The 24,791-nt window shown below is 30.8% G+C and carries 18 protein-coding genes; 10 read left to right on the plus strand and 8 right to left on the minus strand.

The window, feature by feature from the left end; translation table 11 throughout:
- Positions 1–28: 28 nt before the first annotated feature.
- The gene (locus GCL60_RS13780; RefSeq protein ID WP_153421259.1) at positions 29–976 is read right to left on the minus strand and encodes a hypothetical protein; all 948 of its coding nucleotides are present in this window, start codon (positions 974–976) and stop codon (positions 29–31) included.
- A gap of 258 nt (positions 977–1,234) precedes the next feature.
- Here GCL60_RS13780 and pheS point away from each other — a divergent pair, with 258 nt between their 5' ends.
- The 3 genes from pheS (at position 1,235) to GCL60_RS13795 (ending at position 6,938) form a co-directional block, all read left to right on the plus strand.
- Complete coding sequence (pheS, locus tag GCL60_RS13785) at positions 1,235–2,359, plus strand: phenylalanine--tRNA ligase subunit alpha (protein WP_153421260.1); 1,125 nt, start codon at positions 1,235–1,237, stop codon at positions 2,357–2,359.
- 33 nt (positions 2,360–2,392) lie between these two features.
- Positions 2,393–5,221 carry a phenylalanine--tRNA ligase subunit beta gene (pheT, locus tag GCL60_RS13790; protein WP_153421261.1) on the plus strand — a complete coding sequence of 943 codons (2,829 nt, stop codon included), beginning with the start codon at positions 2,393–2,395 and terminating at the stop codon, positions 5,219–5,221.
- A 136-nt stretch (positions 5,222–5,357) separates the two neighbouring features.
- The gene (locus GCL60_RS13795; protein WP_161998219.1) at positions 5,358–6,938 is read left to right on the plus strand and encodes an ArnT family glycosyltransferase; all 1,581 of its coding nucleotides are present in this window, start codon (positions 5,358–5,360) and stop codon (positions 6,936–6,938) included.
- On the opposite strand, the gene GCL60_RS13800 is transcribed toward GCL60_RS13795, so the two are convergent.
- A complete protein-coding gene (locus GCL60_RS13800) occupies positions 6,935–8,830 on the minus strand; it encodes a S9 family peptidase (protein ID WP_161998220.1) in 1,896 nt (631 codons plus the stop codon). The genes GCL60_RS13795 and GCL60_RS13800 overlap by 4 nt on opposite strands.
- Before the next feature lie 117 nt (positions 8,831–8,947).
- On the opposite strand from GCL60_RS13800, the gene GCL60_RS13805 reads away from it, so the two are divergent.
- From GCL60_RS13805 to argF, 4 genes are all read left to right on the plus strand, one after another.
- A complete protein-coding gene (locus GCL60_RS13805; RefSeq protein ID WP_153421264.1) occupies positions 8,948–9,670 on the plus strand; it encodes a TVP38/TMEM64 family protein in 723 nt (240 codons plus the stop codon).
- A gap of 117 nt (positions 9,671–9,787) precedes the next feature.
- Complete coding sequence (gene carA / locus GCL60_RS13810; protein WP_153421265.1) at positions 9,788–10,900, plus strand: glutamine-hydrolyzing carbamoyl-phosphate synthase small subunit; 1,113 nt, start codon at positions 9,788–9,790, stop codon at positions 10,898–10,900.
- An 11-nt stretch (positions 10,901–10,911) separates the two neighbouring features.
- Positions 10,912–14,040 carry a carbamoyl-phosphate synthase large subunit gene (gene carB, locus GCL60_RS13815; RefSeq protein ID WP_153421266.1) on the plus strand — a complete coding sequence of 1,043 codons (3,129 nt, stop codon included), beginning with the start codon at positions 10,912–10,914 and terminating at the stop codon, positions 14,038–14,040.
- Positions 14,037–14,981, plus strand: a complete 945-nt coding sequence (argF, locus tag GCL60_RS13820; RefSeq protein ID WP_153421267.1) for an ornithine carbamoyltransferase — start codon at positions 14,037–14,039, stop codon at positions 14,979–14,981. The genes carB and argF overlap by 4 nt, the downstream gene beginning before the upstream one ends.
- Here argF and lepB read toward each other — a convergent pair.
- Positions 14,978–15,679 (minus strand): signal peptidase I, encoded by a 702-nt coding sequence (gene lepB / locus GCL60_RS13825; RefSeq protein WP_153421268.1) that lies wholly within the window; start codon positions 15,677–15,679, stop codon positions 14,978–14,980. The genes argF and lepB overlap by 4 nt on opposite strands.
- 85 nt (positions 15,680–15,764) lie before the next feature.
- Between lepB and GCL60_RS13830 the strand changes: the two genes are divergently transcribed.
- Positions 15,765–17,822: a site-specific recombinase gene (locus tag GCL60_RS13830; protein ID WP_153421269.1), complete on the plus strand. Its 2,058-nt coding sequence runs from the start codon at positions 15,765–15,767 to the stop codon at positions 17,820–17,822.
- A gap of 43 nt (positions 17,823–17,865) precedes the next feature.
- Here GCL60_RS13830 and phnD read toward each other — a convergent pair whose 3' ends face one another.
- Positions 17,866–18,768, minus strand: coding sequence for a phosphate/phosphite/phosphonate ABC transporter substrate-binding protein (gene phnD, locus GCL60_RS13835; protein WP_161998221.1), 903 nt, complete (start codon positions 18,766–18,768; stop codon positions 17,866–17,868).
- 256 nt (positions 18,769–19,024) lie between these two features.
- Here phnD and GCL60_RS13840 point away from each other — a divergent pair, with 256 nt between their 5' ends.
- On the plus strand, positions 19,025–19,912 hold the full coding sequence (locus GCL60_RS13840; protein ID WP_161998222.1) for an NUDIX hydrolase: 888 nt from the start codon (positions 19,025–19,027) through the stop codon (positions 19,910–19,912).
- Positions 19,913–19,951: 39 nt separating this feature from the next.
- Here GCL60_RS13840 and GCL60_RS13845 read toward each other — a convergent pair whose 3' ends face one another.
- Genes GCL60_RS13845 through GCL60_RS13855 form a run of 3 tightly spaced genes read right to left on the minus strand, consistent with a single transcriptional unit; the run spans position 19,952 to position 22,450 of the window.
- The gene (locus GCL60_RS13845) at positions 19,952–20,749 is read right to left on the minus strand and encodes a MetQ/NlpA family ABC transporter substrate-binding protein (RefSeq protein WP_153421272.1); all 798 of its coding nucleotides are present in this window, start codon (positions 20,747–20,749) and stop codon (positions 19,952–19,954) included.
- Positions 20,750–20,775: 26 nt separating this feature from the next.
- Positions 20,776–21,426: a methionine ABC transporter permease gene (locus GCL60_RS13850; RefSeq protein ID WP_153421273.1), complete on the minus strand. Its 651-nt coding sequence runs from the start codon at positions 21,424–21,426 to the stop codon at positions 20,776–20,778.
- Positions 21,395–22,450: a methionine ABC transporter ATP-binding protein gene (locus GCL60_RS13855; RefSeq protein ID WP_153421274.1), complete on the minus strand. Its 1,056-nt coding sequence runs from the start codon at positions 22,448–22,450 to the stop codon at positions 21,395–21,397. Before GCL60_RS13855 ends, GCL60_RS13850 begins: the two co-directional genes overlap by 32 nt.
- A gap of 351 nt (positions 22,451–22,801) precedes the next feature.
- Here GCL60_RS13855 and GCL60_RS13860 point away from each other — a divergent pair, with 351 nt between their 5' ends.
- The gene (locus GCL60_RS13860; RefSeq protein WP_153421275.1) at positions 22,802–24,043 is read left to right on the plus strand and encodes an aspartate kinase; all 1,242 of its coding nucleotides are present in this window, start codon (positions 22,802–22,804) and stop codon (positions 24,041–24,043) included.
- On the opposite strand, the gene GCL60_RS13865 is transcribed toward GCL60_RS13860, so the two are convergent.
- Entirely contained in the window at positions 24,029–24,754 is a 726-nt protein-coding gene (locus GCL60_RS13865; protein WP_153421276.1) for a VC0807 family protein, read from the minus strand. The genes GCL60_RS13860 and GCL60_RS13865 overlap by 15 nt on opposite strands.
- Positions 24,755–24,791 lie beyond the last annotated feature (37 nt).

The following is a 24,791-nucleotide window of genomic DNA, read 5'->3' on the forward strand; positions in this document are numbered from 1 at the left end:
AGGCACTAATGATAATTTAGTGCCTTTTTTATTTACCAATCCATTGAATGTATAAGACCCCAGGCTTGCCCGCTTGGCTATTTGTCCCTTGGTTTCCATTTGTACCGTTCGTACCAAAAGAGCCACTTTGACCTGATGTCACCTGAGCACTTCCATTTCCGCCTAATCCTCCTTGCCCAACTTGAACGTCGATGGTTTCTCCAGGAGTTACTTTAATTGTTACTTCCTCAACAAGAGCATGAAATCCTGTTTGACCATTTCCTCCATCACCACCTTTTCCTCCAAAATAAGTTTCAGTAGAACTATCTCCAATATTATCAACAACTGCTTTACCACCGTTCCCGCCAGTTCCTCCATTACCACCTACAGCGCCTAAACAAACATCTGTATCTGTATAAGGACTTATTTTAATATTATTATTTAAATTACTTTTATTTTCATTTGCTACAGAAAACTTATAACTTCCAAAATAAGATTGTTCACCTAATCCACCAGCTCCACCAGATACAGTTGCACTTTCAGCTTGTGGATATCCTCCGTTAGAATGAAGTGCATTATACCAAGTATTATTGATAGAATACCTTCCTAAAAACCCTTGTTGACCTGAATTCCCAGACCCGTTATTTGCAGATCCTCCATTAGATCCATTTCCACCCCAAGAAGCTCCGCTCCAATTTCCATCATAAAATTTTGCGCCAGCACCACCAGCTCCACCGCCTCCACCACCATTTCCGCCAGAACAACCAATAATTTTTACTGAAGTGACAAGTTCTGGAACTGTCCAACTTCCTTTAAAAGTTGAATAACTCCCATCTTTGTTTTTAGTAGCCATAAATAATTTTGAATTTAGATTATTTGGTATGGAAGGTGAATTTACTTCTGGAGGTTTTACAACCAGCTTATCATCTTTACCTTGAACACAACTTGTTAATAAAAAAATGGTTACAGAACTTAATAAAATACTATTTTTAAACATAAATTACCTCCAGAATGCTTTGACAAAACAAAAAAATAGTTAATTTGATTCATCAAAAAAAACCGCAGACAATATTTTAATCTTCTTTTTAATTGGATGAATTGATTATAAAAGAAAATGGATTCCTTTTTTTACAGATTGCTATTTAGAAGAGTAAGTATATAAACTAATTGTCATAAATTGAAGCTGAAAATTAATTTTTTGCTTTTATTTTCAGCAGGATTTAAATCGGATTAAATATCAGGAGAAGATAAAGTTATGTCTGGAACAGATGAAATTAAGCATATTTTAAACACCCCATCATCGACTACTTATCAAAACCTAGAGGAACTTAAATCAATCATCCATAAAGAAAGAGAAACTTTTTTTAACATGGTTGGCGTGGACGGCAATAGGGTACCTGATCTGAACATATTTACACATGAAATTATTGAAGAAATACGCATTCGTTTTAGTGGTAAAAAATCACCTTTACAAGAATGGTTAAAGTCTCTTCGTAATATATCGCCTGAAGAGCGCAAAAATGCAGGCGCTTTTATTAATGAATTAAAAAATGAAATAGAAAGTAGTTTAAAAAACTTCTTAGAAACATGGCGCAGTGAATCCGAAACAAAAAAATTATCCTTAGAAATAGATGATATTTCTCTTCCATTACCAAAATTAAATATTGGTTCACGACACCCTGTTTCTGCAGTCATGCGCGATCTAATGGAACCATTTCAAAGAATGGGATTTTCAATAGTAGATGGGCCTGAAATTGATAATGATCTTTATAATTTTGACACTTTAAATGTGTTAAAAGATCACCCCGCTCGTGAAATGCAAGATACTTTCTTTTTAGCAAGTGAATGGGTTTTAAGAACACACACAAGTAACGTGCAAAGCCATGCCATGATGGAAAGAAAACTTCCTTTAAAAATTGTATGCCCAGGATGCGTTTATCGAAACGAATATGATATGACACACCTTCCTTCTTTTAGACAAATTGAATGCCTTGTTGTTGATAAAGGTATTCATATGGGTCATTTAAGACATACTATTAATGAAATGCTCAATGCCGCATTTGGTCGTCCTGTTAAGTTACGTTTTCGTTCAAGTTACTTTCCTTTTACTGAACCGAGCGCCGAAGTTGATGTTGAATGTCAACAATGTTTTGGAAAAGGCTGTAGAAGCTGCAAGAATACAGGCTGGTCTGAAATTGGAGGCTGTGGTCTTGTAAATAAAAAAGTGTTGGAAAGCTGCGGAATTGATTCTTCAGTTTATAGCGGATTTGCATTAGGATTTGGAATTGATCGAATGGCAAAAGATCGATTTGCCATTGCCGATTTACGGTCTATGCTTGACGGGGATGTTTCCTTTTTAAAATCATTTTCCTTGTCTTAACACTATAAACAGATTAATAAAAAGGTAACAAACATGCTAGCAAGTTTAAAATTTGTCGAAAAATTCATCTCCCTTCCTAAAGTAACAAAAAATATAAATATAAATGGTATCCCTACAGCTATATCTTCATACGATATTGAAAAAATAAATCCACTTTTAACAAGACAAGGGTTTGAAGTGGATAGTGTTATTAAAAAAGGAGAAGGTTTAGAGACTGTTGTTGTTGGTAGAATTGAAAAAACAGAACCACATCCTAATGCCTCAAAACTTCAAATTTGCCAGGTTAATGTTGGCAATAATATAATAAATCAAATTATTTGTGGCGCTAAAAATGCAAGGCAAGGATTGTATGTTGCTGTTGCTTTGCCTTCAACTAAACTACCAAATAATCTAGAAATAAAATCATCTAAAATTCGCGATATTGAAAGTAACGGAATGCTTTGTTCTCGTGAAGAATTAGGCCTACCAATAAAAGCAGATACAGATGGTGATGGAATTTGGGAAATTGAAGAAGATAGTCAAGGAGGAGTATCTAGCTCTGTATTAATTCATCAATTAGGAAAACCTATTTTTGAGGTTCTTGGCATTTCAGACACTATACTAGAACTCAGCGTTACACCAAACAGACCAGATATGTTATGCCATGAAGGTGTCTCGAAAGAACTTAAAGCTGCTTTCACTTACGCAAATATTCCCTTTAAATTAAACGAAGATAATAGTTATTCAAATAAAATATCTATTACAGAAGAAAAAATTAAAAATGACGCGATAAATCATTCCTCAGTAAATTGTGCGGGAATTTCATTTTCTGCAGAAAATCATTTAGGAACACCAGCTTTTTTTATGCTTATAGATTCAACTCAGGTAAAACCAAGCCCTGCTTGGCTTAGAATTTTACTTGAAAATTTAGGACAAAATTCAATAAATAATATTGTTGATGCTTCAAATTATATTCTTTTAGCTCATGGACAGCCTAGCCATGCTTTTGATCTTGAAAAATTATCTTCGCAAGATCCAAAATCAAAAAAATTAATATTAAGAAAAGCAAAACAAGGTGAAAAATTTACGGGATTAGATGGCAAAGAGAGAGAGCTTAACGATACTGACGAAATCATAAGTGATATTGAAGGAACTCAAGGTTTACTTGGTGTATTAGGCGGTGAACATTCTAAAGTAACAGAAACAACAAAAAAGATAGTTGTTGAATTTGCGAATCCAAACCCTGTTTCTGTAAGAAGATCATCCCGACGCCATGCACGACAAACAGATGCAAGCTTTATGTTTGAAAAAGGAATCGATGCTTCTGCTCGTTATCAAGCAGCCGCTGAATATCTTGGTCTAATATCAAGTGAGCAAAGTATAAAACCAATTTATTGCGGAACAGTTCACTCACAAAATTTGAATAAAAAACCCGAAATTAAAACTGAATTTCCTAAAATAGAAATTGAATTTAATTCGCTCGCACAAGAAAAAATATTAGGTGCCCATATAATAGATTTCGATAAACAATTGAATATTTTAAAATCCCTAGGTTTTGAATTATCTTCTATTGCATCTCAAGCTTTTAAAGTAACAGTCCCAAGCTGGAGGTCTCATGATATTGTTGGTGAAGCAGATCTTGTAGAAGAATTCATTCGTGTTGTCGGAATTGATAATGTTCCTTCTACCCCAATGATATCTCCAACAAATGTAAGTTACGATGACCCTCATTATAAATATTTAGAAAAAATAAGCGCTCGGTGTACCTCTTTAGGTTATAATGAAGTCATTAGTTTACATTTTATGAGAACAGATGATTACGAAAAATTAGGTTTAAAATCTATACTTTCTCTTGGAGAACCTGTAGCATTATTAAATCCAATTATTGGCGATGAACCTTTATTGCACAACACTCTTATTCCTGATTTATTACGTAAAGTAACTCGAAATTTAGGTTACGGAACAAAAAGTGGACAACTGTTTCATTCTTGTAGAACATTCCAAAATTATGATGTTTCAGGAAAAAGAGTTTTTGTACAAAACGGGGAAAGCATTGGATTACAAAAAGAATTCAATCAAAAAATAGAAGACAATTTAGAGTATCATTATTCTCAAGGCTATGCTTACTCTAGAGAAAAAACCCAAGAGGGAAGGCCAGTAGAAACACCACGCTTAGCAGGGGTTGTTTTTGGAAATAAAACTGAGAAAACATGGCAAAATTCTTCTGAAACAAATTGGTCGTTACATGACATTATTGCCCATGTAACTGATTTAGTGACAAGCCTTGGAAGCGAAATTAGTGTCGTAAAAATATCTGATACAATTGATAATTCCACAGAATGTAAATTTCATCCTTTTGCAAAAGCATTACATCCTGGCAGAAGAGTTGGTTTCTATATTTTAGATGAAAACAATCAATCTATTTCTCTAGGTTGGGCAGGGGAATTGCATCCTAAAACAATGAGAAATTATGATATTGATGTTTCCTGTTTTGTTTTTGAAATAAATATAGCTGTTTTAATACGTTCCTTAAGCAAACCTAAAAATGTGAAAAGACGCGTTGCTATAACACAAAGATTCCCAACAATATCTCGTGATTTTGCTTTTTTAATAGACGATAGTGTAACAGCAAAAGAATTAAATGAAGTTGTTATAAAATCTTTGGAACCTTTAATTATCAATGAAACTCCTGCTTTAATACAAGCAGTAAATATTTTTGATATATACAAAGGTAAAAACATTGCTGAAAACAAAAAATCAGTCGCTTTTCATATTTCATTAGAGCCAACGGAAAGAACATTTAACGATAAAGATATTCAAAAAATTACAAACACGGTAATTAAAGCTGTAACCTCTGAATTAAGAGGAGAATTAAGGGGATAGTTTATTTTTTATAAATAAACTATCTTTTTCAGTTACCAAAATTCCGTCATAAGCTCATCTCTTTTTTTTTATAAATAAATAGTAATATTATTATATTCTTTTTTTTATTTATTTTATTTATTATATGGAAATGAAATTGAAAACTGAAAATAATAATTCTATTTTAAAAAAATGGGAAATATATCCATTATTAATTTTATTTCTTATTATTCATTTTCTATGGAGTAAACATTTTCCTATAGCAGATGTTGAAGCTTATTATTGGGATTGGTCAAGAAATTTAAGCCTTTCTTATTTTGACCATCCTGGTGCTGTTGCCTGGATTTGTCGTTTAGGAATTTTTATTACTCAAAATGAAAATAACTTACGTTTTTTTGTCCCTATTTTTAATTTAATTACTATAATATTTTTAATTTTATCCTTGAATAAAATTTTAACAATAAAAAACAAAGAAACAACAATTAAACAAATTTTATATTTAGAAATTTTATGGAATATAATACCTGTATTTAGTATGCAAAGCTTTATTCTTATGCCAGACTTTGCGCTACTGACATGCCTATCTATAGTGTTATTTTTATCTTTAAAAATTTTAGAAATTATTCATTACGAAAATAGAATTCCTATCAAATATGTTATTTTATTAGGGGTATTTTCAGGGCTTGGTTTCAATTCTAAATATCACATGATACCAATTACTTTTTTAATTATTTTTACATTAACTCAAATAATTAATCTTAGTAGAAAAAATTTATTTACTTTTTTATCTATTTTTATAACAAGTTTAATAATTACATCTATGCCAACAATTTATTGGAATCTAAATAACAAATTTATTTCTTTTATTTTTCAATTAAATCATGGTTTTGGTGTTTTTGATTTTTCTTTTAAAAATTTATTTCTTTACATAATAGAATCATCAATCTATATTACTCCCATTTTATTTTTTTATGGTATAAAAAATATATATTTTATCAATAAAAAAATAAATAAAATTGAATTTCATGAAAAAATTATTTTAATTGCGCTCTCTCCTATATGTGGAATTTTTATAATTTTTTTAATTGCTTCTCTTTTTGATTATGTAGCTCCATATTGGATTTCACCAGCTTTTTTGTTACTTTTACCGTTTTTTGCAATAGAAATGAGCGATTGGAAGTTTAATAAAATATTCATTCCACTATTTCTAATACCTTCTTTTCTTATTCCAAGTAGTCTTTGTTTTAAAGAAGTCAGAAAAAAAATTGTGAGTATTTCCGATGGAAATGCAGGATATAAATTGTTCTTTTGGTATTTAATTAATAATGACAAGATAGATAAGCTTGCAGGGATAAAGCTGCCAAAGTCTATTACACCAGAAGAGTTAAATAACAGAGGGTGTAATCAAAATGACAATATTTTAGCTTCATTAAATTGGACTTGGACATCCCAGCTTGCTTATCACCTAAAAGGTCATCCTTATGTGTACAATTTAAACTTTGAGCAAAAATCATATTATTCTATTAGGGATGACTTTAAAAAATTTAAAAACTGCAAAATTACATTAATTACAACAGAAGAATTAATGACAAATAATTTATATAAAATAGAAGAAATTGATTATTTAAATGTCATTAAAATCAAACAATTTGAAAAAAAAGAAGAATATGGAAAAATAAATATCCTAAAAGGAATATTTGTAGGTGATGATGAAAGCCTTTCCACAGCCGATAATTAAGATAATAACGATTTAAAAAACTCTAACTCTTTATTCAATGAAGTAATAATACTTTCAGCCTTTTTAAAGCCATGACCTTCTCCTTCAAAAATATAAACTTCATTATATATTTTATTTTTATTTAATTCATTTACAATTTTATTTGTTTGACTAACATGAACAACAACATCTTTATCACCATGGAAAAATATAATGGGAGATTTAATATTATTGGCAAAGTTTAAAGGGGAACGATTAAAATATTTTTCACGCTCTTTTTCTACAGAACCACCAATTAAACCTTGATCATAATATGCTTCAAATTTATGAATATGTTCTGTCATAGCAATAAGATCGGCAATGCCATAGGTACAAGAACCGCATTTATAAATATTATGAAAAGCGAGTGAAGAAAGTACTGTTAATCCTCCAGAACTACTTCCAGCGATTATCAATTTATTTTTATCAACTTTATTATTATTACAGAGATAAAGAGCCGCATCAATACAGTCTTCTACATCTCTAATACCCCATTGCCCTTTTAATTGTTCCCTATAATTCCTTCCGTACCCTGTACTTCCCCTGTAATTTACTTCTAAATAAGCAAAACCTCTGCTGGTATAATATTGAACTTTTGGATTAAACATAAAATCAGCATTTGCAGTAGGTCCACCATGAACTTTAACAATTAAAGGTGGTAATTGATCATCTGAATAAGAATAATTTGGATTTTTAGGTTTATAATAAAATGCATATGCTACTTGATCATCTCTTGTTGGAAATTCAATCAATTCAGGCAAGGAAATAAAATCTTTTTGAAAAATATCACCAATAGAATTTCTCAATACCTTAGTTTTTTGAATTGATTCATAATTAGATAAAATAACTGCTAAAGGTAATGTTTCAGACCCTCCAAAAAAAGCAACGCAGTTATTTTTTGCTACAATATTATATATGCATGTTAATGAATTACTTACTTCGCTAAATGATTTTTCATTTATATGAATTACTCCCGTTTTCCAAATTCCTTTCTCACAATAACTTGAAATTATTTTATTTTCATCAATAAAATCAAAACATCGAGTTCCAGAAATCCACATTGGCCTCCCAAAATCAGCCTCTCTAGTATATATATTCTCTAATTTAGAATCTGTTACTTTATAAATATTCCAAAAACCTGTAATATCTGAAGAAACAAATAATTCATTTTTAGAACTCCAGGTAGGCTGATAAAATGATTGTTTTGATTCAATTGAAATCCGCTTTTTATTTGAAATAATTCCTTGTAAATTAACATCTGCAATCCACAACTCAGTGGCATCCCAAGGCATATTAGGATGATCCCATTGCAACCAACTTATTTTAGTTCCGTTAGGACTTATTGTTGGACTGCTGTAAAAATCAGAGCCTGTAAATAATACAGTTGTTTTTTTGCTCTGTAACGATATTTGAACAATTTCTGTTGGTGGAAATTGAGACTTTTTAGAATCATCTTTTCGAATACAATATAAATATTCATGCCTTGGATCAGCATGAAAATCAGCAAATCGTCCTTCAAAATATTCAGTAATAGGTTTAATTACATTTGATTTTAAATTTTTATGATAAACAATTCCATCTTTAGAATTAGAAAAATAAAGTTGTTGATCTCTTACAAAAAAAGCACCACCACCGTAACCATGAACGGATGTACCAATACTAAATTCTTCTGGTGTTTCATCTTGATAAGTGCCATTTTGATGATAGGACACAATGACAGATCGCCCTTTTTCATTTGGTCGTGATTCAATCCAGTAGATTATTCCATTATCAATATGTATATCTGTAAAAGAAAGTGATTTACTAGCAATGATCTCTGATGTGATAGGAGATATCCAAGAGCCAAAATTAGCATGAGTTCCAGATGCTATCATTTTTAATCCTATTCGAATGCTGTTTAAATTAAAGCCTTTGTATAAAATAGACTTTGAAGTTCTTAATATACAATTTAGAATCTTTCTTTGCATCAAATTTTTTTAAAAGGGATTTATGTGAAAAAAAACATAATATTTATAATAATTATTCTAACTATATTTGGATTATCTAGTCTCATAAACTTAAGTCAAACAAAAGATAACCCAACAGATGCAATCATTATGAATTTAATTCAGTTAAATATTGAAACAATTAAAAATCTCAACATAACTTATCCAATTTTATCCCCTATTTTATTTTCTCTTTTATTTTTTATATTAACCATAGCTTATATCCCTTTTATTGGTCCTGTTTTTGTTTTATGTTCAGGTGCTCTTTTTGGTCCTATTTTAGGGGCCATTTTATTTTCTTTTGTAGTGAGTTTATCTTATACAGCATCTTTTTTAATATCTAGACAACTTTATTTAAAATATAAGAAAAATAAAAAAAAGAACCCAAAATTACAAAAAATAATTCATGGCTTTGAAAAAGACGGCTGGTTATATTTATTATCTGTTCGATTTGCTGGGGTAATTCCAGCAATTGCTGTCAATTTAGGTATGGGTTTAACAAATATTCCCGCTTGGCAATTTTATATTGTCACACAAATTGGTACCTTCCCTATTATACTTGTTTATTCATTTGCAGGAAGCAAAATTGAAAGCTTAAAGAGTTTAAATGATTTTATCTCCCCATATTTTTTATTATTTATGATTTTTTTATCTATATGCCCCATATTAATTAAGATAATAAGTGACTATGCAATTGTAAAACTAAAAAAACGTTCAAAAAAAACTTGACAGAAGGCATTTAATAATGCAATTATAGTCCAATTTTTGGCTCGGCGACGATGCATCTCGCCGTACCTTCAATTTTTCCTATTATGTTTTAAAATTCAATATTGTAATGGAGAAGATATGCGGGCATCTCTTTTATTAGAGGATGGCACGGTTTTTCACGGCCAAGGTTTAGGAATTAAGACTGATATTGTTGGTGAAATTGTATTTAACACCGCAATGTCTGGTTATGAAGAAGTCATTTCAGACCCTTCTTACTTAGGTCAGATTGTCTTATTTACTACAAGTTATATAGGAAATACGGGAATAACACGTGAAGATTTAGAATCTCATAAAATGTTTGCAGAAGGAATGATCTGTAAAAATATTTCCTTAATCCCAGATAATCATCGTTCTAAAATTTCATTAGACTGTTACCTAAAAGAGCAGAATAAATGTGCTATTTATGATATAGATACTAGACTTATTACTCATAAAATAAGAGAAAAGGGATGCATGTCAGCAATCCTTTCCACAGAAGATCACGACATTTTATCATTAACAAAAAAATTAAATAAATTTCAAAAATTATCTCAGACCAATGCTGTCGAAATATACCATCAAGAAAACCCCATCCCAAAGGTTCCCTATTTTAATAAAAATATTTCTAAAAAATATAAGGTTGCTGTATTAGATTTTGGTATAAAGCAAGGAATATTAAATTCTTTAACAGAGCTTAATTGTGAGCCTGTATTTTTTTCTCCTTCAAGTTCAATTGAAGATATTAAAGCCATCCAACCGGATGGCATTTTTTTTAGCAATGGACCAGGAGATCCCACCATCTTAGCTAAAGAAACAAATATCATTTCTGTTATGAAAGAATTACTCGCAAGTTATCCTTGTTTTGGAATTTGCTTAGGACATCAATTAATTGGTCTTTCATTTGGTGCTTCCATTGAAAAACTAAGATTTGGCCATCATGCCATAAATCATCCAGTAAAGTCTTTAAATCCTGAATCACCTAAAGTTTTAATAACATCTCAAAATCATAATTATATTGTCAATATTGAAAATATTTCAAATATATTTGAAGCAACCTATATTCATTTAAACGATGGTACTTTAGCTGGTATGAAACATAAAAATCTACCCATATATTCTGTGCAATTTCACCCGGAATCAAACCCAGGGCCTCGAGATGCAGAACCTATTTTTAATGATTTTATAAACTCTATGCAAATGAACAGAATATAACGGAGAAAGTCATGCCAAAAAGAAATGATATAAATAAAATTCTCATTATTGGTTCGGGTCCAATTCAAATAGGTCAAGGCTGCGAGTTTGATTACTCTGGAACTCAAGCATGCTTAGCTCTTAAAGACGAAGGGTATGAAGTTGTTCTTATCAATTCAAACCCTGCTACCATTATGACTGATAAAGAAACAGCAAATAAAGTTTATATAGAACCATTAACAATAGAATCAATTACAAAAATAATTGAAATAGAAAAACCCGATGCTATTTTACCAACTATGGGTGGTCAAGTTGCTTTAAATTTATTTATGGATCTTTATAAATCCGGAATTTTAGAAGAACATAACGTAAAAGCGATTGGAGTGAACCCTAAAACAGTAGACTTAGCTGAAGATAGAAGAGAATTTAAAAATCTTGTTACCTCTATGGGCTATGACGTCGTGCGTGGGGACTTAGTTTCAAATAAAACAGATGCATTTAAAGTTGCAGAAGAACTTTCTTATCCTTTAATCATTCGAGCCTCATTTACTTTAGGAGGAACGGGTGGTGGAATCGCATTCAATTCAACTCAATTTGAAGAGCTTGTCGATGCCGCATTTGCTGCCAGTACGCACGCAGAAATCTCTATTGAAGAATCTATCATTGGCTGGAAAGAATACGAACTTGAAGTCATGAGAGATAAAAATGGGAATTTTGTTGTTATTTGCGGAATAGAAAACGTAAATCCAATGGGAGTTCACACTGGAGATTCCATTACAGTCGCTCCTTGTATGACACTTACAGATAGAGAATATCAACAATTACGTAACAGCTCAAAAAGAATTTTTGAAGAAATAGGAATGGAAACAGGTGGAGCAAATATTCAATATGCCATTCATCCTGATACAGGAAGAGTTGTTGTCATTGAAATGAACCCACGTGTTTCTAGAAGTTCTGCCCTTGTTTCTAAGGCAACAGGATACCCTATTGCACGCATCTCTGCGAAATTAGCAGTTGGCTTAACTCTAGATGAAATTAAAAATGAAATTACTAAAGTAACAAGCGCTGCTTTTGAACCTTCGATAGATTATGTCGTCGTAAAAATACCCCGCTGGGATTTTGAAAAATACAAAGAAGCTGACAACAGGCTTGGAATTCAAATGAAATCCGTTGGCGAAGTTTTAGCTTTTGGCTGTTCTTTTAAAGATGCCTTTCAAAAAGCCTGGCGTTCCCTTGAAAAAAATATTGATGGTTGGTCTCGTAGTAAAAAAGAATATTCCATTTCTGAGCTAAAAATTCTTTTAAAAACACCTACACCTGCTTTATTTGATTATATAAAAGAAGCATTTTATAAAGATATGGATATAGAAGAAATTTATTCTTTAACTGGTGTTGGAAAATGGTTTTTGTATCAATTATATGATTTGTATCTATTAGAAAAAGATCTTTTAAAAGAAAAATATCCGCTTTCAATTGATAAATTAACAAGAGCAAAAAAAGATGGATTTAGTAACACACAAATAGCAAAATTAATTTCAACAGATAAAAAATTAATAGAACAACAACTTAATGATTTTAATATTAAGCCAACATTTAAAATGGTTGATACCTGTGCTGGTGAATTTGAAGCCAAAACCCCTTATTATTTTAAAACTTATGAAACTCAAAATGAAAATCGAATTTCTAATAATAAAAAAATTGTAATTTTAGGAAGTGGACCAAATCGAATAGGACAGGGCGTCGAATTTGATTATTCTTGTGTTCATGCTGTTAAAGCGGCACAAGAATTAGGATTTGAATCCATTCTCGTTAATTCAAATCCAGAAACAGTAAGTACCGATTTTTATATTTCTGATAAATTATATATGGAGCCTTTAATTGAAGAAGACGTATTAGATATTTTAAATCAAGAAAAACCATATGGTGTTTTTATTCAATTTGGCGGCCAAAGCCCTTTAAAGCTTGCAAAGTGCATTGAAAAAGCAGGATATAAAATTTTAGGAACTTCTTTTAATTCACTTGAGCTTGCTGAAGATAGAGAGTTATTCGGAAAAGTATTAAGTAAACTAAATATTAAAGCCCCCCCGTTTGGAACAGCAAAAAGTATAGAAGAAGCTTTAAAAATTGCAAACGACATTTCGTATCCCGTTTTAGTACGCCCTTCTTTTGTATTAGGCGGTAGAGGAATGGCAGTTGTTTATAATAAAAATCAATTATTAAATTATTTTGAAAAAGCATTAAAGATAGATACCACAAAACCCGTTTTAATTGACAAATATTTAGAAGGGGCTATTGAGTTTGATATCGATCTTTTATGCGATGGCAATGATGTATATATTCCAACCGTAATGGAACACATAGAAGAAGCAGGAATTCATTCTGGCGATAGTTCATGCATTATCCCCTCAATCAGCGCAAAAGAAATGCATTTAAATAAAATAAAAGAAATTTCCAAAAATTTAGCTTTAGAATTAAATACAATTGGCTTGATGAATATACAAATTGCAATTTATCAAGACGAAGTATATGTTCTTGAAGTAAATCCAAGAAGCTCAAGATCAATTCCATTTGTTTCAAAAGCCACACAAGTTCCTATGGCTAAATTAGGTGCATATCTTTGTTTAGGAAAAAAATTAAACGAATTAGTTATACAAAATGAAATATTAAATACCGAAAAATATTTTATTAAGGTACCTGTTTTTCCTTTTCAAAAATTCCCAAATTTTACACCAATACTTGGCCCAGAAATGCGTTCTATTGGTGAAATAATGTCAAATGCAAATAACTTAGGTGAATTATTTGCAAAAGGATATATATCTGCAGGTCTTAATTTGAATAAAGATGGGCATATTTTATTATGTGCAAATGAAAATTATTTAAGTAATTTAAAAGAAAATATCGGTTTAATTTCAGAAATATCTAACAAAATTATTCTTGTTCAATCAAAAAATAATTCTGATCAAAACATCATAAATCAAATAAAAAATAATCAAGTATTAATGGTGATTGCTCCCTATGAAGATGCATTTTTAGAGAATAATAATGATTATTCATTTATTACAAAACTTGCTGTTCAATATAAAATTCCAATTGCTTCAACAATAAGATCCATAGAAGCCTTAATACAAGCCGTTCTATTTTTAAAAAGAGGTTCTTTATGAAATTAAAAGGTCGTTCTTTATCAACATTACTTGATATTTCTCAAAATGAATTCTTTTATTTGCTAGAACTATCTCATAAAGTAAAAAAAGAAAAACGAGATCGTATTTTTCCAAAAAGACTGATCAATAAAAATATTGCTTTAATTTTTGAGAAATCAAGCACCCGAACAAGATCTTCTTTTGTTGTAGCCGCTCATGATGAAGGAGCGAATGCAGAATTTTTAAACAGAAACGATATTCATTTTGGAAAAAAAGAATCTGTTAAAGATACAGCACGTGTTTTAGGAAGATTATTTGACGGAATTATGTTTCGTGGCTTTGAACAAAAAACTCTCGAAGATCTCATTCAATATTCAGGAGTTCCTGTTTGGAATGCTTTAACAGATGATCATCACCCAACCCAAGCATTGGCAGATATTATGACTTGCCAAGAAAAACTTGGAAACTTAAAAGGAAAAAAAATTGTTTACTTAGGTGACGGAGCCAATAATGTTGCACATTCACTTATGATTGCATCTTGCTATGCAGGAATGCATATTGTTATTTGTTCTCCAGAATCAAGAAGACCAAATGATTTTATTATAAAAGAATGTTTGAAAATAAATAAAGAAACAGGTTCCATTCTTGAATTTGAAACCTCTCCCATGAACGCTATCATTGATGCAGATTGTTTATATACTGATGTTTGGATATCAATGGGAGAAGAAGAAAATAAAGAAGCTAAAGAGCGTATAGAATTATTAAAACCATATCAAATTAACAGTGAAATAATGGCAGCAACAAAAAACAAAAATACTTTATTTTTACATTGTTTACCTGCAATCAAAGGTATGGAAGTTACAGAAGAGATTTTTGAATCAATGAATAGCGCTGTATTTGATCAGGCAGAAAACAGAATGCACACAATAAAGGCTCTTTTAATTGCAACGATGCAAGATTAATTTTTAATTGGTTGAAACCATCTTTCATTTCGAAATGATGGTAAAAAGGATCCTTCTTTATCATAAGTTGAATAAGAAATTAAAAATGCTCTACCATAGATACGATCTTGATCCATAAATCCCCAGAATCTACCATCTGAAGAATTATCTCTATTGTCACCTAATACAAGCAATTTATTAGGTGGTACAACCCAAGTTTGTGTTTCAGCATCCGTTAAGCTGTTCCATTTTCTTTTTAAAATATAATGAGGGTATTTGCTAAATCCAGATTCAACAAAAAGGTTAAAACTATCAGCTGTTTCTCCACCACCCAAATTTTCGAGCGGAGTTCTGTCAATCTGAAGTTCTTGTTTTGCTAAAACACCATTTATTGTTAAAATACCGTTTGCAAATGTTATTTTATCTCCAGGAAGGCCAACAACTCTTTTAATTAATGTCAATTGATTTTCGGACTCTGGGCCCTGAAATACGACAATATCTCCACGGTCTGGCTGACTCCAACTAAATATTCTTGTTTGCATAAATGGTAACATTATTCCATATGATAACTTATTAACAACGACGTGATCCCCAATTTTTAATGTAGGCAATAATGAACCTGTAGGTATTACATACCAGTTTAAAAAAGTTGATCTAAATATAAAAATTGCAGTAACTATGAATAATATGGATTTCAATTCATTTATAAGTCTGTTCATAAAAAAAATCACCTCGTTTACAAGAGCCCATTAGGGTATATCATAGAATGTCATAAATGCGAGAGGAAGTAAAAGGAGGTTTCTTTTGAAAATATTAAAAAAGTTCATAAATGGAATAGATAAATTTATTCATGCTGGAAATTATAAGTATGATTTAAACTCTATCCTCTCAAGCGCAAATCCTAAATTATCACTTGAAGAAAGAGTAGAATGGATTCAAAAACTGATGTTTTGGATACGATCCACAGAAAAAATTCCAATTCAATTTGATCCAACTATTGGCCAAATTCATACTGCGCGAGTAAGCTTTATATTACAACTTCTTGATAGAAATATAGAGTGGAAAAAAGCGGTATCTCAAACATTTCGATCCGTAATTTTAGAAACAAATGCACTTCAGTTATTTAGTCACACTGGACTACCAAAAGAAGCTGGTTTTCTTCAAGAAGCTACTGATAGAATCATGAATAAAATCATCCCCACCCCTCCGGATGACAAAGAACTTTCAGAATTATTTTTAAAAATTTTTCCGAGAGAAGAAGATGCTATTTGGATTGAAAATCTTAGCCAAGAAACCATAAGTAAAATTCATGAACTCATTACATTTGAATCCGATAAAAATGAATTATGGTATAAAATGAGAGATGATATTGCTGATGCTATATATATTTTAACAAGCCAAATTCATGCTATTGGATTATCAGATGCCATCCGAACAAGAACAAATATAAAACATATAAGAGATTCCCCTTTTATTACATTGAGTGATTGTATTGATAAATTTTTAAATTCTTATATTGAAGCAAATTCAACAGAACTCCAACATTTAATCTTATTATGTGATTCAAATATAATTGAATGTAAAAAATCTTTACAAGAAGTATTCCAACACCTTGATGAGTTTGGTGTAAGTGTGACTTTAGTGTATCAGCTTGAAAAAATTTCTTATCACCTTGCTAGATTAGAAATTCTTTTAACATTTTTACACTCTCGTGACAAAATTGTTAAATCAAATATTATATCTTTATTTATTTCTAAATTAATTCGAGAAAGTCTTGATAAAAAAAGCGTTATAGCATTAATTCAAACAAACTTAAACCAATTATCTAGAAAAATTGCTGAACGATCTGGAACAACAGGAGAACATTACCTAACAAATAATAAAAAAGAATATTTTGATATGTTTAAATCTGCTGGAGGAGGCGGTATTATTACCGCATTTACAACATTATTAAAATTTTTTATTGTTTCTTTAAAACTCCCGCATTTTTTTGAAGGTTTTTTTTCCACAGTAAATTACGCAGGAAGTTTTATATTTATTCAATTATGCGGTTTTACATTAGCAACCAAACAGCCTTCAATGACCGCTTCTTCATTAGCTGTAAAGCTTCATAACACCCAAGACGAAGCTTTGCTAAAAGACTTTGTAGATGAAGTAACAAAACTAACTCGATCCCAATTTGCTGCTATATTTGGAAACCTTGCCCTTGTTATACCTAGTGCTTTTATTATTGATTTTATCTTTAAATATTTTACAGGACATAGTGTATTAACTCCCGATAAAGCGATATCAACTGTAAAATCAATTTCTATATTAGGACCCAGTATTTTTTATGCTATTTTTACTGGATTTTTACTTTGGATATCAAGCCTTGCCGCAGGCTGGCTTGAAAACTGGGCTGTTTATAGAAGAGTTCCAGAAGCATTAGCCAAAAATAAAAGATTGATTTTTGTATTTGGAAAAGAAAAAGCGGAAAAAATATCATCCTTTTTTGCGCATAATATTTCGGGATTTGGTGGTAATATTTCACTTGGATTTATGCTTGGCATGATTCCACAGTTTGGAATATTTTTAGGTCTTCCCATTGACGTTAGGCACGTTACTTTATCTACAGGTTCATTTTCATTTGCCATTTCTTCTATTGGCATTTCTGGGATAGGAAAATTCGAGTTTATATTAGCATTTTTTGGAATTATTATGATTGGACTTTTAAACCTATCTGTTAGCTTTTGGCTTGCTATGTCTGTAGCTATTCGAGCAAGAAAAATTCAAAGCGTTGGAAGAAAAAAATTAAGAGCGGCTATATTTAAACGTCTTATTACTTCCCCACTCGAATTTTTCTATCCTACTTCTAAAAAATAAAACAATTCTTAAAAATTGATTTTTTGAATTGTTTTATTTTAATTTATTTTTTACTAAAAATACTAGATATATCTAATCCTGAACTTTCAACTTCTTTCACAAATTCTGCATAATCTTTATTATCTGATTTAACAGGTGTTAATTCTTGCATATTATTAATATGGTTTGGATATTCTTTAATACAAGCCGGAATGGCAAGAGTTAATTTATCTTTCATTTCTTTTGTCAACCCTTTACGAACATAAACAGGTTCATTTGGAATGGATTTAGATAGCCATAATACTCTTGTTTCTTTAGAAATATTTGGATAAATATTTTCCACACGACTTCTTGCATCATTTATTTTACCCGTTTTGGCATCGGGACCATTATAATAAGCAGCCGTGGCATCGACTTGTCCTTGCATTAAAGCAATGATTGATGCATCCATACTTCCCGTTGGTACTTCTTGTGAAAACTTTTTATTATTTTTTTTCATTAAAATAGAAGGGAATATATAACTTGAAGCAGAACTTGCATCTGAATAAGCAAACTTTTTTCCATTTAAGTCATTGACATTTTTAATAGGAGAGTTTTCTTTTACAAAAATTGCGGATTGATAACTATTTGAACCATAGCGAATAATTTGTAAAATTGGTTCAACACCAAACTTATTTTTTGCTATTAAATAACTAACAATATCTCCAAATGCCATATCTACTTTTTGAGCGCCAATTGCTTCAACAACTGCAATATAGCTATTTGGAACTTGTATATCGACAAATATTTTTGCTTTATCTTCAATACATTTTGCTACTGGTTTTGCATTATCTAAAGCTTTTGCCGCATGCCCTGAGGGTACAATTGCAATTTTAAATGGATTATTTCTAGTACCTAATGAATCTGCAGCATAACAATTTGAAATCGTAAAAAAAGCATAAATGGAAGCTAACAATTTTAATTTCATAAAGAAAACCCTCATTATTTCTCTATTTAGTATAAACTACGCTCATATAAATTATTTATTTTTATTTGTCAAAACCAAAATATTTTTGAAATTAAAAATAGAAATTAATAATTTTAATTAGTTATAAGATATTGAAAAATCTTAAGATACAAATCAAAGTTTGATAATTATATGGTTGAATGATATCAAAAATTGTTTTTCTGTCAAATCGAAAGGGAAAGAAAAATATTTTTAAAAATATATGAGGATTTTATTCATGTTATCTCAATATAAAATAAAAAAATTATTTAAAATATTCATTATTTATTATTCCATACACGGTTCAATTTATCCCGTTTTTGCTAATCCATTAAATAACGAAAATAGTTTTACAAATTATCTTAAATTAATTGAAAATAATTCAATAGAACTTGGCAAAAGTATAAACGGTGAAATAGAAATTATAAAAAATGTAAATGAGATTTTAAAGATTGAGAAAAAAAGAAAACAAAGTTTTATAAAAAAAGGATATACTCCTGAAGAAGCTCATTCTTTTAGTAAGGTAGGTATTGTTTTTGAAGATCCTTACTGGCTTATAATTCGAGATGCCACAAAGACAGATAAAGGAACAGGAACATATAACCGACTTTTGTGGAAAAACTCTTTAGATGGAGGTTCACCAGGAGTTGCTATTTTACCATTGCTTCCTGATGGAAAGTTTTTATTTATTTCGACATTTAGACATGCAACCCGTTCATGGGAGTTAGAACTTTCTAGAGGAGGTCGGGAAAAAAATGAAGATAATATCGAAGCAGCAAAAAGAGAACTTCAAGAAGAGACTGGTTATAAAATAAAAGAAAATAAAGAAAAAGAATCTATTTTATTTTTAGGAAATATGACACCTGATTCTGGTACTTTAAATTCTGTAATTCCGATATATTTAATTCAAAACTTAGAAAAAAGCAAAAAATCCATTGAAGAAATGGAGGCTATTAATTCAAATATTTCATTAACCTGTAAAGAAACTTTAAATGTATTAAAAAATGGTTTTTATGAGTATACTGATAAAAATAATAAAATTAAAAAATTAATGGTAAGAGATTCTTTTATTAACTCTGCTATTTTGCAATATATTATTCATAGTCCAAAAAATAATTGCTTTTAATGTATAAATAAATTTAAATATTAAAAGCAATTTTAAATCTTACCAAGCAGGAACAGCCCCTGGAAAAAGTTCTTCCGTTTTTTTACGAACTTCGTCAGAATTCATAATACTCTTTAAATTTTGAAATACTTTTTTCTCTTTTTCAGATTCTTTAACTACAATAACATTAATATAAGGTTTTGCTGTTTTAGGATTTTCTTTAAACAGGGCTTCAGATGGTTTAAATCCAGCATTTGTTACAAAGTCATTATTTAAAACAACCGCTGTTACATCTAATGCAGAACGAGCTGCTTGTGCTGCATCCACAGATTTAATATCTAAATGTTTTGGATTAGAAATGATATCTTTAGGGTTTGGAATTTCACCTACGCCATCTTTTAATTTAATAAGACCAGCAGTTTGTAATAAAATTAAAGCTCTTCCCTGATTACTTGCATCATTTGGAATAACAATTGTTGCTTTATCTCCAATTTCAGAAATATTTTTTATTTTGCGAGAATATACTGCCATTGGATAAATAAAAGTGTTCCCAACGATAGCTAATTTATATCCCTTTTTTAATTTTGCTTGTTCTAGAAATGAGATTGTTTGAAATATATTTGCATCAATATCGCCAGCGTTTAAAGCTTCATTTGGAATTTGATAATCTCCAAAAGTAATAACTTTCAAAGTTAAATCATATTTTTCTTTTGCTAGTTTTTGAGCAACCTCTAGAACTTTTACAGAAGGGCCTGCTGTAATACCAACTTTTATGGTTTCACCCGCATTTGCTATATTTGCTGAAGTAACACCTAAAAATAATGAAGAAAATAAAGTAACTATTTTAACAAATTTCATACCAAATTCCTTTCGAACTAAGATGCTTAATGAGAAACTTTACGAGTAATAAAATCACCAACAAACTGAATAAATAAAACCAATGCTACTAAAGTAACGAGAGCTTGCATCATAACAGGAGTATTAAATTGATAATACCCATATTGTATCGCCATATTTCCTAGTCCACTTCCACCAACAGCTCCTGCCATTGCAGAATATTCTGTTAAGCTTACAAACAAAATAGTACAGGCATTCGCTATTCCAGGAATGGCTTCAGGTAACAAAACTTTTCTAATAATTTGCATTGGAGAAGACCCCATTGCTTGAGCTGCCTCAATTAAACCACGATTTATAGTTGCTAATTTACCTTCAACAATTCTTGCAAAAAATGGAATAGCAGCAACACTTAACGGAACCATTGCTGCAGCTGTTCCAATAGAAGTACCAACAATAAATCGAGTAAAAGGAATAATAGCAACCATTAATATAACAAAAGGAACAGATCTTCCAATAGTAACTATACTACTTAATATTTTATGAATTACTGGATTTTCATAAAACATTCCTTTTGAGGTAACTGTTAAAGCAATAGCAATTGGTAAACCAAATATAAATGCAGATAATCCAGCTACAAGCACCATATAAATTGTTGCTAATGTAGAATCAAGCAGTGTACTTAATGTTTCCAGAAACATAACCTAAAACCTCAGTCTTAATATTTGAATTACTTAAAAATTCAATTCCTAAATTAATTTGCTCTTGAACTCCAGATACTTGGCAAAGCATGATACCAATTGGAGAATTGCTAACAACATCGATATGAGCTTGTAATATATTTATACGAAGTCCAAATTTCATAACTAAATCAGAAATAATAGTCTCTGTAGCTACATCACCTACAAAAGAAATTTTTAAAATTGGATTTAATCCTTCTGTAGGAATTTGTATTAAGTTTTTTTCAATACTTTCAGGTAATGAAATATGAAAAGCTGATCGTACTAAAGCTTTTGTTACGTTTGCCTTTGGATTGCTAAACATTTCTACCATAGAAGATGATTCCACAATTTGACCATTTTCTATAACAGCAACTCGATCACAAATCGTTTTTACAACTTCCATTTCATGAGTAATTAAAAGAATAGTAACACCAAATTTTTTATTAATTTCTTTTAATAATTCTAAAATGGATTTTGTTGTTTCTGGATCTAAAGCTGAAGTGGCTTCATCACATAAAAGTACTTTTGGATTTGATGCAAGAGAACGCGCAATCGCAACACGTTGCTTTTGCCCACCACTTAACTGATGAGGATAATGATTTTCTTTATCAGACAACCCTGTTACTTCTAATAAATATTTAACTCTTTCATTAATTTCTTTTTTATCTACACCAGCAAATTCTAATGGCAAGGCCACATTTTTGAATGTAGTCGCAGACGAAAGAAGGTTAAAATGCTGAAATATCATTCCAATATTTCTTCTTTGTTTTCTTAAATCTACTTCTTTGAGAGATGTTAAAGAAACACCATCTAAAATAACTTCACCTTCGCTCGGTCTTTCTAATAAGTTAACAGTGCGCAGTAAAGTACTTTTCCCTGCACCACTTTTCCCAATAATACCAAAAATTTCACCTTTTGATACTTCAAGATCGATGCCTTTTAAAGCGTGGGAAATGCCAAGCTTTGTTTTAAAGTACTTTTTAATACCAATAAGTTTGATCATAAAAATTGCCTAAAATAATATAAACGATTAAAAATTTATAAATATGATACTTATTTACAAGATAAATTCATTATTATAAATAACAACAACAATATTTTTTATTTTGCATTGATTGATTTATAAAGAGGGAAATTATGACGAATAGATTAAGATAAATGTTCATTTAAGAATCCCGCTTTAGCTGAATTTACGTAGTAAATATGAACGCCCGCAAGCTGACTATCAAATCGGCATTCATGGAATGTAAAACATATTATGCTGTTTGAGTCAATAATAAAATGGGAACTAATTATGCTGACAAGATAAACTTGTTATGTTAAGTTTAAATTTCATATTTTCTAGGAGTTTATTGTGGCAACAAAGTCAATGTTATCAAGTAATAGTTCCTCACAAATCAATACTATCGGACCTGTATTTAAATTTGGTGGTACAAGCATGGGCACCATCGAACGAATTGAACACGTTGCCGAACTTTGTTTAAAATTAAAACCTTCCGCAGTTGTTGTATCTGCAATGTCAGGTGAAACAAATCGTCTTGTCTCATTAGCAAGTGAAATTTCAAATCGAATCGATGTGCCAGAATATGACATGTTAGTTGCTAGCGGTGAGCAGGTCTCTGTTTCCTTATTAAGCTTAGCTCTCCGAAAAAGAGGCATAGAACCCTGCCCCATGCTTGCTCCTACAGCAGGAATTTTAACGGACTCCCAATTTTCTAGGGCAAGTATTTTAAAAGTTAAGGGTGATGCCATTAAAACAGCTCTTGAAAAGGGACAGCTTCCCATCATTGCTGGATTCCAAGGGGTAACAGAAGATGGTCGATTAACCTCTTTAGGAAGAGGGGGTTCTGATACATCGGCAGTCGCAATTGCCGCTGGAATTGGAGCAAAAGAATGCATAATTTATACAGATGTGGATGGTGTTTTTACAACAGACCCTCGTATTTGTAAAGATGCACGCATTATTCGCACCATTAATTACGAAGAAATGCTTGAAATGGCAAGTCAAGGAAGTAAAGTTTTGCATATTAGAAGCGTTCAACTCGCTGCAAAATGGGGAATTAGACTTGTTGTTAGAAATACTTTTTCAAATGATGAAGGAACAGAAATGAGCACAATAGATAGTCCTATTGAAGGAGAAGTCGTTTCCGGGGTTGCGGCCACTCAAAATGAAGCCTGGATACAAGCTGGTTCCAGTAAAAATCCAAAATTTAACTTGGCTAATGTGTTCACAATTCTTGCGCAAAAAGGTGTTAATGTCGACATTATTACACAGTCAGAGCATGAAGGCGGGATGAAAATCAATTTTACCGTTTCTCAACCTGACGCAAAACTTGCTATGGAAACCCTAAAAAATGAATTTAAAGATTTAAAGTTAATCCTCAGGGAAGATGTATCAAAAATATCCATTGTTGGCGTTGGCATGCGAACTCATGCAGGTGTAGCGGCTAGAATGTTTCAAACTCTAGCGGAACAAAATATTGATATTCTTTTAGTAACAACTTCTGAAATAAAAGTAGGTTGCTTAATACCAAGAGAAAAAATGAATCAGGCCGTCCAAGCATTGCATAAAGAATTTATTTCATTCAGCCTTTAATATTTCTGCCGCATTTAAGCCAGTTAGTTTTTTAAGCTGAGAAATAAACCACCATAAACCAAAAATAGAAATAACAAATTTTGGAAGAGCAATCACAATATAACTTTTCCAGGTCATTTCAGCTAATTCTTTATTAAAAGCTTCAGTACCTGCAGGACTAATAATAATATTAATTGCTAAAATATAATTTAAAACGCCGCCTAGAAAAAACGCAAAACCAAAAACCATTGTTACTTGCCACATTAATATTTTAAATTGTCTTTCTGCATTATTTTGGCGTAACTTAGATTCTAAAAGATCAATTTTAAATATATTTTCGTTATAAATAAAGTAATTTACAAATGGCTTGCCAATCCAAGCAGAAACTATAGTAAATACACCTAAAAATGTTGGAATTGCTGCTTCTTGAATAGCAAACCAAAAGCCATCGACCTTATAAAAGGCAAATATTCCTTTTATAAGTACGCTAGTAATCCCTAATATTGCGATAGGGCTTGCTTGTTTTCTTTTTGCAAAGTCATAAATCCCAAAAACCAAGGGAAAAGAGAGAGCAAGAAGCAAGGTTTTCAATGGTCCAAGTGTTGAATTTAGCTTAGACAAAACCAAAACAGGGATTAAAACATAGAATATGATCGACGCCCAAAGATTTTCCTTTGGTTTTTTTATATCAGAGGGGGTTTCAACTGCCACCTCAACCTTTTTATTTTCCATAAAAACTTTCTATAAGCTTAAAATGACTCAAATGACA

The organism is Silvanigrella paludirubra, assembly GCF_009208775.1.
Classification (GTDB): Bacteria; Bdellovibrionota_B; Oligoflexia; order Silvanigrellales; family Silvanigrellaceae; genus Silvanigrella; species Silvanigrella paludirubra.

Bases quoted from the DNA above. Each gene is read 5' to 3' on its own strand.
- GCL60_RS13855 (WP_153421274.1), bottom strand. From the start codon at position 22,450: ATGATCAAACTTATTGGTATTAAAAAGTACTTTAAAACAAAGCTTGGC.
- GCL60_RS13850 (WP_153421273.1), bottom strand. From the start codon at position 21,426: ATGTTTCTGGAAACATTAAGTACACTGCTTGATTCTACATTAGCAACA.
- phnD (WP_161998221.1), bottom strand. From the start codon at position 18,768: ATGAAATTAAAATTGTTAGCTTCCATTTATGCTTTTTTTACGATTTCA.
- pheS (WP_153421260.1), top strand. From the start codon at position 1,235: ATGTCTGGAACAGATGAAATTAAGCATATTTTAAACACCCCATCATCG.
- GCL60_RS13800 (WP_161998220.1), bottom strand. From the start codon at position 8,830: ATGATAGCATCTGGAACTCATGCTAATTTTGGCTCTTGGATATCTCCT.
- lepB (WP_153421268.1), bottom strand. From the start codon at position 15,679: ATGAACAGACTTATAAATGAATTGAAATCCATATTATTCATAGTTACT.
- argF (WP_153421267.1), top strand. From the start codon at position 14,037: ATGAAATTAAAAGGTCGTTCTTTATCAACATTACTTGATATTTCTCAA.
- GCL60_RS13845 (WP_153421272.1), bottom strand. From the start codon at position 20,749: ATGAAATTTGTTAAAATAGTTACTTTATTTTCTTCATTATTTTTAGGT.
- GCL60_RS13780 (WP_153421259.1), bottom strand. From the start codon at position 976: ATGTTTAAAAATAGTATTTTATTAAGTTCTGTAACCATTTTTTTATTA.
- GCL60_RS13840 (WP_161998222.1), top strand. From the start codon at position 19,025: ATGTTATCTCAATATAAAATAAAAAAATTATTTAAAATATTCATTATT.
- pheT (WP_153421261.1), top strand. From the start codon at position 2,393: ATGCTAGCAAGTTTAAAATTTGTCGAAAAATTCATCTCCCTTCCTAAA.
- GCL60_RS13865 (WP_153421276.1), bottom strand. From the start codon at position 24,754: ATGGAAAATAAAAAGGTTGAGGTGGCAGTTGAAACCCCCTCTGATATA.
- carA (WP_153421265.1), top strand. From the start codon at position 9,788: ATGCGGGCATCTCTTTTATTAGAGGATGGCACGGTTTTTCACGGCCAA.
- carB (WP_153421266.1), top strand. From the start codon at position 10,912: ATGCCAAAAAGAAATGATATAAATAAAATTCTCATTATTGGTTCGGGT.